The 13,283-nt window shown below is 76.1% G+C and carries 11 protein-coding genes; 3 read left to right on the forward strand and 8 right to left on the reverse strand.

What is annotated here, in order from left to right:
* Window positions 1-210 precede the first annotated feature (210 nt).
* The 7 genes from HDA31_RS19985 to HDA31_RS20015 all read right to left on the reverse strand — a co-directional run bounded on the left by HDA31_RS19985 (window position 211) and on the right by HDA31_RS20015 (window position 6,312).
* Entirely contained in the window at window positions 211-909 is a 699-nt protein-coding gene (locus HDA31_RS19985; protein ID WP_178064006.1) for a hypothetical protein, read from the reverse strand.
* Between the two features lie 83 nt (window positions 910-992).
* Complete coding sequence (locus HDA31_RS19990) at window positions 993-1,805, reverse strand: endonuclease/exonuclease/phosphatase family protein (RefSeq protein ID WP_178064005.1); 813 nt, start codon at window positions 1,803-1,805, stop codon at window positions 993-995.
* Between the two features lie 7 nt (window positions 1,806-1,812).
* Entirely contained in the window at window positions 1,813-3,303 is a 1,491-nt protein-coding gene (locus tag HDA31_RS19995; RefSeq protein WP_178064004.1) for a phosphatase PAP2 family protein, read from the reverse strand.
* A gap of 88 nt (window positions 3,304-3,391) precedes the next feature.
* Window positions 3,392-4,393 (reverse strand): YihY/virulence factor BrkB family protein, encoded by a 1,002-nt coding sequence (locus HDA31_RS20000; RefSeq protein ID WP_178064003.1) that lies wholly within the window; start codon window positions 4,391-4,393, stop codon window positions 3,392-3,394.
* The gene (locus HDA31_RS20005; RefSeq protein ID WP_246384662.1) at window positions 4,386-5,345 is read right to left on the reverse strand and encodes a diacylglycerol/lipid kinase family protein; all 960 of its coding nucleotides are present in this window, start codon (window positions 5,343-5,345) and stop codon (window positions 4,386-4,388) included. The genes HDA31_RS20000 and HDA31_RS20005 overlap by 8 nt, the downstream gene beginning before the upstream one ends.
* Before the next feature lie 152 nt (window positions 5,346-5,497).
* Entirely contained in the window at window positions 5,498-6,076 is a 579-nt protein-coding gene (locus tag HDA31_RS20010; RefSeq protein WP_178064001.1) for a Clp protease N-terminal domain-containing protein, read from the reverse strand.
* Window positions 6,076-6,312 (reverse strand): HTH domain-containing protein, encoded by a 237-nt coding sequence (locus HDA31_RS20015; protein WP_043962604.1) that lies wholly within the window; start codon window positions 6,310-6,312, stop codon window positions 6,076-6,078. Before HDA31_RS20015 ends, HDA31_RS20010 begins: the two co-directional genes overlap by 1 nt.
* Window positions 6,313-6,541: 229 nt before the next feature.
* Between HDA31_RS20015 and HDA31_RS20020 the strand changes: the two genes are divergently transcribed.
* From HDA31_RS20020 to HDA31_RS20030, 3 genes are all read left to right on the forward strand, one after another.
* A complete protein-coding gene (locus tag HDA31_RS20020) occupies window positions 6,542-7,459 on the forward strand; it encodes a universal stress protein (RefSeq protein ID WP_178064000.1) in 918 nt (305 codons plus the stop codon).
* A 124-nt stretch (window positions 7,460-7,583) separates the two neighbouring features.
* The gene (locus HDA31_RS20025) at window positions 7,584-9,986 is read left to right on the forward strand and encodes a phosphoketolase family protein (protein WP_178063999.1); all 2,403 of its coding nucleotides are present in this window, start codon (window positions 7,584-7,586) and stop codon (window positions 9,984-9,986) included.
* The gene (locus tag HDA31_RS20030; protein ID WP_074479162.1) at window positions 9,983-10,843 is read left to right on the forward strand and encodes a universal stress protein; all 861 of its coding nucleotides are present in this window, start codon (window positions 9,983-9,985) and stop codon (window positions 10,841-10,843) included. The genes HDA31_RS20025 and HDA31_RS20030 overlap by 4 nt, the downstream gene beginning before the upstream one ends.
* Before the next feature lie 90 nt (window positions 10,844-10,933).
* Here the strand turns inward: HDA31_RS20030 and HDA31_RS20035 are convergent, their stop codons facing one another.
* Window positions 10,934-13,255 (reverse strand): heavy metal translocating P-type ATPase, encoded by a 2,322-nt coding sequence (locus HDA31_RS20035; RefSeq protein ID WP_178063998.1) that lies wholly within the window; start codon window positions 13,253-13,255, stop codon window positions 10,934-10,936.
* Window positions 13,256-13,283 lie beyond the last annotated feature (28 nt).

A 13,283-nucleotide genomic window follows, 5' to 3' on the forward strand; every position in this document is an offset into this window, starting at 1 on the left:
GCGCGACCGAGCCGGCCGCCGCGCGCCGCCAGCAGCCCTCCTTCCTGCGCAGCTCGCCGGGGTGGTGCGCCGATGGGTGCAGAGCAAAGGGAACGAGGGCACTCCGGTGGTGCCGCTGGGGCATCGCGCAGAGTGAGGCCAGCCGGCCCTCGCAGCGGAACGCCACCGCCCTCACGGACGGTGATGACGCCACAACGACGCGGGCGGGTGTCAGGGGCGGAGGCGCAGGGCGGCCAGGAGGGCCCGGGTCGCCTGGCGGACCGGGGTCAGGACCGACGCGTTCAGCCAGCGGGCCGCCGGGGCGACCGTGACCCGCCAGGCGGCGCGCAGGGCGCGGCCGAGCGGGGCGACCGTGTGCCGCCAGACCCAGCGCAGCGCGCGCCCGACCGGGCGCAGCAGCAGCCGGTACACGGCGCGCAGGATGCGCCCGGCGAGCCGCCAGGCGTGCCAGAGGGCACCGGCGACCACCCGCAGCAGCCACCACAGGCCACGCCCAAGGGCCGTCAACGCCGGGCCGAACGCCCGCCGCAGCAGGCGCAGCAGGGGCACCAGCAGGTGCCGGATCAGCCAGTCGACCGCCACCACGACCAACCGCGCCAGGGGCCGGACCAGCGTCCGGAACACCCAGCCCAGCGGGCGCCACAGCAGGTGTCGCGCCAGCCAGGCCAGGGGCACCCAGAGCAGGTGGTGCGCCAGCCAGGCGAGCGGGCGCAGCACCCAGTCGCGCAGGGCCCTGCCCAGCGGGCTGAGCAGCCAGCGGCGCAGCAGCCGGACGGCCGCGACGAGCAGCTCCCACAGCAGCCGCACGGGCAGCACCACGACGAGGGCGATGCCCCGGGCGAGCAGGGCGATCGGCGGGAGCGGCGGCTCGGGACGGGCGGCGGGTCGGTCGTCGGGGTGGCCGGTCACGGCGGCGAGCGTAGCGGCCGGCGGCAACCCCCGGCGGCGCGGGCGGCGCGGGCGGCGCAGGGCCGGCGCGGCCGGGCGGGCGGTCAGGCCGGGTGCAGGTCGAGGTCGGCGAGCACCGGGTAGTGGTCGGAGGCGTGCTCGGTGTCGCCGCCGCGCACGACGACGCAGGACCGGGCCAGCCCGGCCAGGGTGGGCGTGCCGAACAGGTAGTCCAGCCGCATGCCGGAGAACTCCGCGCCGCCGCCGTGCCGCGTCGGCGCGGTGCGCCCCTCGTCGCCGGGGGCGAGCGCGGCGTACAGGTCGACCAGGCCCGCGGCGGCGAGCCGGGCCACCGCCCGGGTGTCCACCGTGCGCCCGTCGCGGCGCAGGTGCCGACGACGGTACGCGGCCGGCAGCCGGGCGACGCGGTCGGTGTGGTCGACGCCCGGGGCGAGGGTGTTCAGGTCCCCGGCCAGCAGCGCCAGCGCGCCCGACCCGCCGGGGGCCCGGCCGACGGCCCGCGCCAGCCAGCCCGCCTCGACCCGCCGCCGCAGCCCCGAGTACGGGTCGAGGTGCGCGGCGAGCACGGTGAGCGGCCCGGCGTCGGTGGCCACGGTGACACGTACGGCGGCGTGGTGGAACGGGCGGCGGACCGGGCCGGCCGCGACGACCCGCAGCGGCGGGCGGACCAGCACCGCCACGGGCTGGCCGAAGCACGACCGGGCCAGGTGCGGCTCCATGCCCACGGCGGCGGCGAAGCCGGCCAGCACGCCGCCGGAGTCGAAGCCGCGCAGCTCCTGCGCGGCGAGCACGTCCGGCCGGTGCGCGGCGACGACCCGGGCCACCCGGTCCAGGCGGCCGGGGCCCGTCCGGTCCCGGCCGCCGGTCCTGATGTTCCAGGTCATCACCCGCAGCATCGCCGGATCAGTCGGGACGGCCGGCGGTGGCCAGCTCGTCGTCGAGCTCGTCGACCTGTTCGGACTCGATCGCCGGCCGGTTGCCCTCGGCGAGGTCGGCGTTGGGGCGGATCACCCAGTAGAGCAGGCCGATCCACAGGGCGCTGAGCAGGATCGCCCCCATGAAGTCGGTCGGGTGGTGCATGCCCCGGTACATCCGGGAGACCGCCACGCCGACCGGCATGACCACCGCGGCGGCCACGAACAGCCACCGCCACCAGCGGTCGGTGCGGGGGAACACGATGACGGCGATGGCGAGCCAGAGGCAGATGGTGGCGGCGATGTGCCCGGACGGGAACGACGAGGTGGGCATCTGCCCGTCGAGGTTCTCCACGGGCGGGCGGGGCCGGTCGACGGCGCGGGCGGAGGCGAGGAAGAGGGTCAGCTCGCCGAACATCGCCAGCGCCACGAACAGCACCGGCCGCCAGCGCCGCCACACGGCGAGCACCAGCGGGCAGAAGACCAGCGACACCAGCAGGATCGCGTGGGTGTCGCCGAACTTGCTCCACCACCAGCTCAGGTCGGTCGACGCGGCGGTGTGCCGGTCGGCGAACCAGCGCGGGACCCCGGTGTCGAGGGTGCCGAAGAACGTGTCCTTGGCGTGGTAGCTGACGAACATGCCGAAGGCGTACAGCGCGCCGAACACCAGCACCCAGCCGACCAGCAGCTCCGCGACGGCCGAGCGGGGGTGCTCCAGCACGCGCTCCTCGGCGGGGGCCGGGGCGATGTCGCGGCCCGCCTCCGGCTCCAGGCCCTCCGTCAGCGGCGGCACCGGCCGGCCGCGCTCGCGCCGCCAGAGCCGGAAGGCGTACGCGGTGACGCCCAGCCAGGCCGCGCCGAGCAGCCAGCCGCCCAGCACGTCGGAGACGAAGTGCACGCCCAGCGCGATCCGGGTCAGCCCGATCAGGGCCACCAGCACGGCGGCGACGGCGATGGCGGGCCTGCGCCAGCGGGGCGCCATGGCGGGGAGGAAGACCAGCAGGATCGCCCCGTACGCGACGAACGAGCCGAGGGCGTGGCCGCTGGGGAAGCTGTTGCCGGGGGCGCTGGCCAGCGGCACGTCCACCACGGGACGCAGGCGGCCGACCAGGGTCTTCAGCGACGGGTCGAGGATCAGCCCGCCGACCCCGGTGATGATGAGGTAGACGGCGAGCCGGGCCTGACGGCGGATCAGCAGCCCGAGGACGGCGACGCTGACCAGCCAGATCAGCACGGGCCGCCCGCCGAGGTCGGTGATCGCCTGCAACACGGTGACCAGGGCGTGATGGGGGGCGACGAGCCCGTTGAACCACTCGGCGGCCTCGTGGTCGGCGTGCTGGAGCGGGCTCCACCGGAACCGCACCAGCATCAGCAGCAGGCCGAAGGCGACCCCCGCGCCGACGACGGCCACCAGGCCGGCGATGCTCCGCTCGGCGAAATGGCCGAGTGGCCGCCGCACCACCTCTTTGACCGCGGTCACCCCGCACCTCCCTTGTCGGCTCTGGCGAGGCCCTTTACCCGATCCGGGCCGCCCGCACACCGGGGGTGTCGCGCGGGGCGTCGCGCCGTCAGAGGGCGGTCATCTCGCCGGTGTCGTGGATCTCCTCACGCTCCGTCTCGGGCTGCCACAGGTCCGGCTGGGCCGGCTCGGGAGCGCCGATCCGCATCGCCTCCAGCTGGGCGGCGAAGGCCAGCCCGCCGAAGAGCGCCATCCCGGTGAGGTTGGCCCAGAGCAGCAGCGCCATCATCCCGGTCAGCGCGCCGTAGGTCTGCCCGAACCCGTCGCTGAACCGCACGTACGCGGCGAGCAGCAGGCTGGCCAGCCACCACAGGGCGGTGGCGATGCCGGCGCCGAGGAACAGCCAGGACAGGCCGGGCTGCTTGCGGCGGGGGGCGTGCCGGAACAGCAGGGCCACGGCGAGCACGGTCAGGCCGAGGCTCAGCGGCCAGCGGACCACCTCCCAGGCGAAGGTGGCGACGTCGCCCCAGGCGTAGTTGCGGCGTACCGAGTCGCCCATCGTCCCGCCGCCGACCAGGATGAGGAACCCGGCGAGCGCCGGGACGCCCGCGACGAGCGCGAGGACGGCGGCGCGCAGGTATTTCCACAGGGCCGGGCGGTCCCGCTCCACGCCGTAGATCCGGTTCGCGCCGCGCTCGATCTGGGCCATCGTGGTGGTGAGCGCGACGAGGCCGGTCAGCAGGCCGAGGGTCAGCGCCAACTCGCCGGCGTCCTCGGTGCGCTCGCCGGAGTCGAGCAGCTCACCGACCACCTGCTCGCTCTGCCCGGGGGTGAGGGCGAGCACCGTGTCGGCGACGACCCGGCCGCCCTCGTCGGCGCCGAGGTCGGTGATGAGGCCGGTGAGGGCGATCAGGAACGGCACCACGGCGAGGCAGAGCTGCAACGCGAGGGCCCGGGAGTGGCTGAACCCGTCGCCGTAGCGGAACCGGACGAACGCGTCCCGCAGCAGCCGCCAGCCGCCGTGGCGGCGCAGTGTGTGCCAGGCGTCGTCGGCGGAGAGCTCCTCGGCGGCCATGAGCCGGGTCTCGGGCACCATCCGGGTGCTACTCACGGCGGGCCTCCTCGACCAGCTCCTCGCCCCGCTCCCCGGCGGCTTCGGCGTCGGCGGCCAGGTCGGGCGCCTCCTGCGGCTGCGGCACGCAGAGCCAGAGGGCGCGGGGGCGGATCTCGACGGCCAGCCGCCGGCCCGGGGCGATGAGGTCCCCGTCGAGCTCGCGCGGCTGGGCCCGGTTGCTGGTCACCTCCACCCGGCGGGCGCGGTAGACCTCCATCCGGGGGACGCTGCCCCGGCGGCGCACCAGCGCCCAGCCCATCGCCAGCCAGTGCCGCAGGGCACGCGGGGTGAGCACCGCGACGTCGAGCCAGCCGTCGTCCGGTTCGGCGTCGGTGAGCAGGGTGACGCCGCCCTGGAGGCGGCCGACGTTGGCCACCAGCACCGAGCGGGCCCGGCGGCGCAGCGGCGGCCGGTCGTCGAGGCGGATGGTGACGCGCATCGGCCGGTCGCGCAGGTGCCGGGCGGCCCCCATCACGTACGCCGGCCAGCCGATGCGGGCCTTGGTCGTCTCCGAGGTGGCGTCGAGCATCTGGGCGTCGAAGCCCATCCCGGCCATGACGGTGAAGTAGGCGTCGTCGACCGCGCCGACGTCGAGCTGGCGGCGGCCCCGCTCGACGGCCACCTCCAGCCCAGCGGCCAGGTCGGTGGAGAGGCCGAGGTTGGCGGCGAGCAGGTTGCCGGTGCCCTGGGGCAGGACGGCGAGGGCCACGTCGGTGCCGACCAGCGCGCTGACGCAGGACATCACGGTGCCGTCGCCGCCGCAGGCGAAGACGACGTCGACCCCGGCGGCAACGGCCTTGCCGGTCTGGCCGCGGCCCGGGTCCTCCGGGGTGGTCTCGAACCACAGCGGCGTCGGCCAGCCGGCGGCGGCGAGCGCCCCGTCGACCGTCGCGCGCAGCTCGTCGAGGTCGGCGACCTTCGCCGGATTGACCACCACGGCGGAACGCAGCCCGCCGTGGTGGTCGGTCGCGCGCGCGTCCGGCGTCGAACGCGTGTTCTGCTCAGCATCCACGGCGTCAGTGTGCAGCAACTCGGTGCAGGCGGCGAGCCGACGGCCGGTGAGGTTGCGCGCACCGAAAACAGGTTTACCGGGCCGGGTGGCTAGGCTGCGGCCCGCAGGGCCAGCTCGACCCGGCGGCGCAGGTCGTCCAGCTCCAGCCCGGCCTCGGCGAGCACCAGCGCGGCCGGGCCGCCGCCCTCGCGCAGCAGCCCGAGCAGGAGGTGCTCGGTGCCGATGTGCCGGTGCCGCAGCCGCAGCGCCTCGCGCAGCGAGAGCTCCAGCGCCTTCTTCGACCGGGGCGAGAACGGGCCGCCGGGCCGGTGCCGCCGCCCCCAGCGGCGGCGCGGGGCGGGCGGCGCGGCACGCAGCGCGCCGGGGCCGAAGGACTCCTCGATCCGGGCGACGATCGCGGCCAGGTCGATGCCGATCTCGCGCAGCGCGGCGGCGTCGGCCTCGGCGAGCCCCGCGCCGCCCTCGGCGGTGTGCCGGGCCACGGCGGCGCGCAGGTCGGCGGCGCGGACTCCGGCGTCGTGCAGCACCCGGGTCGCGAGGTTGTCGGGGTCGGCGAGGACGGCGAGCAGCAGGTGCTCGGTGCCGATCGGGCGCTGCCCGGCGGCCCGCGCCTCGTGGGCGGCCTGCCTGACCGCCTCGCGGGCCCGGCCGGTGAACCGTTCGAACATCATTCCTCCCAGGTGCTCGGGACCGCCGGTCGCCCGGCGTGCTTCTTGTGGACCGCCTGCCGGCTGACCTCCAGCGCGTCGGCGATCTCCTGCCAGGACCAGCCCTGCCGTCGGGCGTTGTCCACCTGGACCACCTCCAGCCGTTCGAGGAGCCGGCGCAGGGCGCGCACGGCGCGCAGGCCGACCCGGGGGTCGGTGCTGCCGGCCGCCGCCGCGAGTTCCGTCGCGTGACTCATGCTGTCAACATACGTTGACAACGGGCCGCCGTCAACCAAAGTTGACGCCAGGACCGCCTGGATCGCCAGGATCGCCAGGATCTCCGGGGTTGCCAGGGTTGCCCGGACCGGCCGGTCACCGGAGTCGGCAGGAGCCGGCGCGATACCCGCCCCGGCCCGGCCGGCGGCCACTACGCTCGGTTGCAGTGATCGGACCCGCCGCGCACGCCTGTCGGGGAGGTGAGGCCGGATGACCCCGCCCGCCGACGCGCCCGTGGTGGCCGCGCTCGGCTCACCGGAGACCGCGCCGCAGGTCGCCCGGCTGGCCGCGCGGGAGGCCGCCGGTCACGGCCGCCCGCTGCGCCTGCTGCACGCCTTCAACTGGTCGGCGGCGCTGGAGGCCCCGTCGGTGGTCAACCCGCGCGCCCGGGCCGAGGAGCTGCTCGAAGAGGCCGCCGCAGCCGCCGGCGAGGCGGAGTCGGCGGTGCCGGTCAGCGGCGAGATCGTCGAGGGCGCGCCGGTCGCCGCCCTGGTCCGCCGCTCCGAGTCGGCGTTCCTCGTCGTCGTCGGTGACGGCGGCATGGCGCGCTGCGGGGCCTGCATCCCGGCCGACGCCCCGGCGGTGCAGCTCGCCGCCCGCGCCGGCTGCCCGGTGCTGGTGGTGCGCCCCGAGCCGCCGCCGCAGGGCCCCGTCCTCGTCGGCGTCGACGGTTCGCGCAGCTCCCGCACGGCGCTGGCGTTCGCCTTCGGCTGCGCCGCCCGCCGGTCGGCCCGGCTGCTCGCCGTGCGGGTCGTCGAGCCACCGCCCGAGGACCGGCCGCCCGCCGCCGCCCCGCCGCCGGGCCCCGGCCCGCACGGCACGTCCGGCCGGCCCGACGCGTACGACCGGCACGGCCTGGACAGCGCGCACGCCGAGCTGGCCGACCTGGTGGCCCGGTGCGGAGGCCGGCACCCGGAGGTGCCGGTCGAGTGCCACGTCGTCGTCGGCGACCCCGGCCGGGTGCTGGTCGAGCAGTCCCGCTCCGCGCAGCTCACCGTGGTCGCCCCCCGGGGCGACGAGCCGCTGCGCGGGATGCTCGGCGCGGTCAGCCAGTCGCTGCTCTACCACTCCCCCGCGCCGGTCATCGTCGTGCGTGGACTGGTGGCCACCGCGCCGGGCGGGGCATGACGCCCCCACGGTCCAGGACCTACGGCCCTGATCGATCTCCGCCCGCGCCGCGAAGCTGGACGTGGCCGGGAAAACCCGGCACCCCGGATGCGAACGTCCCCGATCCGCGAGAGGCTAACGCAGCATGGACACCGCTGTAGACCTGCACAGCCCCCTGACCGAAGACGAGCTGCGCCGGCTGGACGCCTACTGGCGGGCCGCGAACTACCTGACCGTCGGGCAGATCTATCTGCTGGACAACCCGCTGCTGCGGGAGCCGCTGCGGCCCGAGCACGTCAAGCCCCGCCTGCTGGGCCACTGGGGCACCAGCCCGGGCCTCAACCTGCTCTACGCCCACCTCAACCGGGTCATCGTCAACCGGAAGCTGCCGACGATCTTCATCACCGGCCCCGGCCACGGCGGCCCCGCCCTGGTGGCCAACACCTGGCTGGAGGGCACCTACAGCGAGCTCTACCACTCGGTGAGCCGCGACGAGACCGGCATGCAGCGGCTGTTCCGCCAGTTCTCCTTCCCCGGCGGCATCCCGAGCCACGTGGCGCCGGAGGTGCCGGGTTCGATCCACGAGGGCGGCGAGCTGGGGTACGCGCTGAGCCACGCCTACGGCGCGGCGTTCGACAACCCCGACCTGCTGGTCGCCTGCGTCATCGGCGACGGGGAGGCCGAGACCGGCCCGCTGGCCGGTAGCTGGCTGTCCAACGTCTTCCTCAACCCGGCCCGCGACGGGGCGGTGCTGCCCATCCTGCACCTCAACGGCTACAAGATCGCCAACCCGACGGTGCTGGACCGCATCCCCACCGACGACCTGCTGGACATGATGCGCGGCTTCGGCTACCAGCCGTACGTCGTCGCGGGTGACGACCCGGCCACCGTGCACCAGGCCCTCGCCGCCACCCTCGACCGGGCCGTCGACGAGATCGCCGACATCCAGCGCCGGGCCCGCTCCGGCGCGCCCGTCGAGCGCCCCCGCTGGCCGATGATCGTCCTGCGTACGCCGAAGGGCTGGACCGGCCCGGCGGTCGTCGACGGCAAGCAGGTGGAGGGCACCTACCGCGCCCACCAGGTGCCCATCGCCGAGGTGCGCGACAACCCGGAGCACCTGGCCGAGCTGGAGCGCTGGCTGCGCAGCTACCGGCCGGAGGAGCTGTTCGATCCGACCGGCGCGCCCGTCGCCGAGCTGACCGCGCTGCCGCCGACCGGTGACCTGCGGATGAGCGCCAACCCGGTCGCCAACGGCGGGCGGGTGCTGCGCGACCTGGAGCTGCCGGACTTCCGCCGGTACGCCGTCGACGTCCAGCAGCCCGGCGAGCCGGTGGCGGGCGCGACCGGGACGCTCGGCGCGTGGGTCCGCGACGTGATCACCGCCAACCCGCGCACGTTCCGGCTGTTCGGCCCCGACGAGGTCGCCTCCAACCGGCTCGGCGCGGCCTTCGAGGTCACCGACCGGGCGTTCGTCGCCGGCCGGGTCGACGGCGACGACCACCTCTCGCCCGACGGCCGGGTGATGGAGGTGCTGTCGGAGCACCTGTGCCAGGGCTGGCTGGAGGGCTACCTGCTGACCGGCCGGCACGGCATCTTCACCAGCTACGAGGCGTTCATCCACATCGTCGACTCGATGGTCAACCAGCACGCCAAGTGGCTGAAGGTGACCCGGGGCATCCCGTGGCGGGAGCCGGTGGCGTCGCTGAACTACCTGCTGTCCAGCCACGTGTGGCGGCAGGACCACAACGGCTTCTCGCACCAGGACCCGGGCTTCATCGACCACGTGGTCAACAAGAAGGCCGAGGTGGTGCGGGTCTACCTGCCGCCGGACGGCAACACCCTGCTCTCCACCATGGACCACTGCCTGCGCAGCCGGCACTACATCAACGTGGTGGTGGCCGGCAAGCAGCCCGCCCCGAACTGGCTGACCATGAACGAGGCGGTCCAGCACTGCCGGCGCGGCCTGGGCATCTGGGACTGGGCCAGCACCGACGACGGCGAGGAGCCGGACGTGGTGCTCGCCTGCGCCGGCGACGTGCCGACGCTGGAGACCCTCGCCGCCGCCGAGCTGCTGCGCCAACGGCTGCCCGAGCTGAAGGTGCGGGTGGTCAACGTGGTCGACCTGATGCGCCTCCAGCCGCCGTCGGAGCACCCGCACGGCCTGCCCGACAACGAGTTCGACACCATCTTCACCAGCGACAAGCCGGTCATCTTCGCCTACCACGGCTACCCGTGGCTGATCCACCGGCTCACCTACCGGCGCGCCAACCACGACAACCTGCACGTGCGCGGGTACAAGGAGGAGGGCACCACCACCACGCCGTTCGACATGGTGATGCTCAACGACCTGGACCGGTTCCACCTGGTCATCGACGTGATCGACCGGGTGCCGGGGCTGGCCGCGCGGGCCGCGCACCTGCGGCAGGAGATGGTGGACACCCGGCAGGCGTGCCGCGACTACACCCGCGAGCACGGCTCCGACGACCCCCGGGTCGCCGAGTGGCGGTGGATCCGGGAGACCGACGCCGAACTGAGGAGCGAGAAGTGAGCCGTGACGAGATCCTCGTCGGCTACGACGGTTCCGCCGACGCCACCGTCGCCCTGAACTGGGCGCTCGGCGAGGCGGAGCACAGCGGCCGGCCGGTCCGCCTGGCGTACGTGTTCGAGTGGGTGACCGTGGCCGGCTGGGTCGGCCCCGGCGTGGCCCCCGGAGTCTGGCCCGACGAGACCGCCCGCCGACAGGTGGAGGAGCTGGTCGGCAAGGCAGCCGCCGACGCCGCCGCCGCGCGGCCCACGGTGACCGTGCGCGGGGAGGTGTTCGACGGGCCGCCGGCCCTGGTGCTGGAGGAACGCTCCGCCGAGGCGGGCCTGCTGGTGCTCGGCAGCCGGGGCCACGGCGGGTTCGGCGGCCTGCTCGCCGGCTCCACGGCCGTGTCGGTGACCGCCCACGCGCACTGCCCGGTCGTGGTGGTCCGCGACGGCGACACCCCCGCCGGGCGCACCGGCCGGGTCGTGGTGGGCGTCGACGGCTCCGAGACCTCCCTGCTGGCCCTCGGGTTCGCCGTCGAGCGGGCGGCCCAGCGGGGCGTGCCGCTGCACGTGGTGCGGGCCTGGGAGCCGTCGGCCGACCGGGGACTGGCCGCCGACGACGCGGCGGCGGCGGAACGCGCCGCGCTGGACGAGCCGCTGGCCGGCTGGCGGGAGACGTTCCCCGACGTCGCGGTGACCGTCGACGTGGTGGCCGGCCGCCCGGCCGGCGCGCTGGTCGAGGCGAGCCGGGACGCCCAGCTCGTGGTGGTCGGCAGCCGGGGCCGGGGCGGGCTGCGCGGCATGCTGCTCGGCTCGGTCGGCCAGCAGCTCCTGCACCACGCCCACTGCCCGGTCGCGGTGGTCCGCGAACGCTGACGCGCAAGGAAGGGCCCCCTCTTAACACCCGGTGTTAGGAGGGGGCCCTTCCTCTACAGAATGCGTTAACAAGGGGCCCTTCCTTACACCTCAGTCGGGGAGGGAGAAGTAGTCCTCCTCTTCCTGGGCCAGGTGCAGGCGCAGGACGGCGTCGAGGCCGTACAGCGCGGCGAGCAGGTCGGTGACCTGGTCGCCGCGCAGCGGCCCGGCACCGGCCTGGGCGAGGTGCCCGCCGATCCGGTCGACCAGCCGGCGGATCTCCACGTGCCCCCGGCTCATCGGCGAGGTCGCCTCGTCGCTGCCGAGCGGCCCGGCCAGCGCCGGGTAGAGCTGCCGCTCCTCGGCGGCCTCGTGCGGCAGCACCCGCGCGGTGAGCCGCCCGTGCACCGCGCGCAGGGCCGGCAGGCAGTCGGGCGAGTCGGGGTGCGTGGCGACCAGGTCGGCGGTGTCGCGCAGGGCGGCGAGCACGTCGCGGATCGCGGCGTGCTCGCCGGCGTACCGGTCGAGCAGCTCCCGGGTGTCCGGCGGGACGTCCCGGCGGCGCAGCCCGCCGCCGAGGGCCCGCAGCGCGTTGAGGATCACCACGACGTCGATGCCCTCCTGGAGGAACGCCCCGGCCACCGGCGGCAGCCTCCCGGCGGCGGCGACCAGCATCGCCGCCACGGCCAGCGCCATCCCGACGACGGCGCTCTGGGTGGCGATGCGGCGGGCGTACCGGGCGATCTCCACGGCGTCGGCGAGCCGGTCGAGCCGGTCGACGGTGAGCACCGCGTCGGCGACGTCGGCGGAGGCGGTCGCCCCGGTCGCGCCCATCGCCACCCCGACGTCGGCCTCCGCCAGGGCGGGGGCGTCGTTCACCCCGTCGCCGACCATCACGGTCACGGCCCGGCGGGACTCCTCGCGGACCCGGGCGGTCTTCTCCTGCGGGGTGCACCGGGCCAGCACGTCGTCGACGCCGACGGCCTGCGCGACCTGGTCGGCGGTGCCGGGCCGGTCCCCGGTGACCATGACCAGCCGGGTCAGCCCCGCCTCGCGCAGCCGCCGCACGGTGCGGCGGGCGTCCGGGCGCACCGGGTCCTCCAGCAGGATCGCCCCGAGCGGCTCCCGCTCGTCGCTGACCCAGACGGCCGACCGGCCGGCCAGTTCGGCGCGTTCGGCGGCCCGGGCCGCCCACTGCGGCAGCTCCCCGCCGAGCTGGCCGACCCGCACCAGCCGCCCGTCGACCCGGCCGGTGACGCCGCGCCCCGGTTCCTCGGTGACGTCGGTCGGGTCGGCCAGCGCCAGGCCCCGCCCCCGGGCCTGCCGGACCAGGGCGGCGGCCAGCACGTGCGGGGAGAGCTGCTCCACGGAGGCGGCCAGCCGCAGCACCTCGTCCCGGTCGCCGCCGGGGGCGACCACCGTCTCGGCGGCCCGGGGTCGACCGGCGGTGAGCGTGCCGGTCTTGTCGACCAGCAGGGTCCGGGCCCGGCCCAGCGCCTCCAGCGAGCCGCCGTCGCGCACCAGCACCCCCCGCCGGGCCACCCGGGACAGCCCGGAGACGATCGCGATGGGGGTGGCCAGCAGCAGCGGGCAGGGGGTGGCCACCACCAGCACCGCCACGGCCCGCACGAACTCGCCGGAGAGCCACCAGCCCAGCCCGGCCAGCACCAGCGTGAACGGCACGAACGCCGCCGCGTACCGGTCGGCCATCCGCACCATCGGGGCCTTGCGCGCGGTGGCCTCCTCGGCGAGCCGGACGATCCCCGCGTACGTGCTGGCCGCCGCGCTCCTCGTCGCCCGCAGCCCGAACCCGGCCCCGGCGTTGGCCACGCCGCTGGCCACCTGCTCGCCGGCCGCCCGCTGCACGAGCCGGGACTCGCCGGTGACGACCGACTCGTCGAGGGTGGCGGGCTCCTCGACGGTCCCGTCGACGGGCACCACGTCGCCGGGGCCGACGACGAGCCGGTCGCCGGCCGCGACCCGGTCCAGCGGGACCGTCTCGATGCCGCCGCCGGGGACCCGCCGCCGCGCGGTGCGCGGGGCCCGTTCCAGCAGGGCGCGCAGGTCGCGGGTCGCCCGGCGCTGGGCGTACGCCTCCAGCGCGCGGCCGGTGGCGAGCATCAGCGCGATCACCGCGCCGGCCAGGTACTCCCCGACGACGAGCGCGCCGGCCAGCGCGAGGACGGCGATGACGTCCACCCCGAACTGCCGCGCCCACAGCCGACGCAGCATGGACCAGGCCGCCGGGGCCAGCGCGGCCACGGTCGCCGCCGCCCACAGCCAGTCCGCCCAGGTGCGGCGGCCGGCGAGCCACAGCCCCGCCCCGGCCGGCACGGCCAGCGTCAGCGCGGCCAGCGGCGCCCACTGGAGCCCGCGCGCCCAGCGCTGCCGCACCGGCCGCTGCGGTACGCACTCCCGCGCCTCGGTGCCCACCTGCGGATCCTCTCAACGGGCGGGGTCG

Source organism: Micromonospora carbonacea (genome assembly GCF_014205165.1).
In the GTDB taxonomy this organism is placed as follows: domain Bacteria; phylum Actinomycetota; class Actinomycetes; order Mycobacteriales; family Micromonosporaceae; genus Micromonospora; species Micromonospora carbonacea.

Excerpts from the sequence above, each read along its gene's own strand:
- HDA31_RS20015 (WP_043962604.1), bottom strand. The coding sequence starts at position 6,312 with ATGAGTCACGCGACGGAACTCGCGGCGGCGGCCGGCAGCACCGACCCC.
- HDA31_RS20025 (WP_178063999.1), top strand. The coding sequence starts at position 7,584 with ATGGACACCGCTGTAGACCTGCACAGCCCCCTGACCGAAGACGAGCTG.
- HDA31_RS20020 (WP_178064000.1), top strand. The coding sequence starts at position 6,542 with ATGACCCCGCCCGCCGACGCGCCCGTGGTGGCCGCGCTCGGCTCACCG.
- HDA31_RS19990 (WP_178064005.1), bottom strand. The coding sequence starts at position 1,805 with ATGCTGCGGGTGATGACCTGGAACATCAGGACCGGCGGCCGGGACCGG.
- HDA31_RS20010 (WP_178064001.1), bottom strand. The coding sequence starts at position 6,076 with ATGTTCGAACGGTTCACCGGCCGGGCCCGCGAGGCGGTCAGGCAGGCC.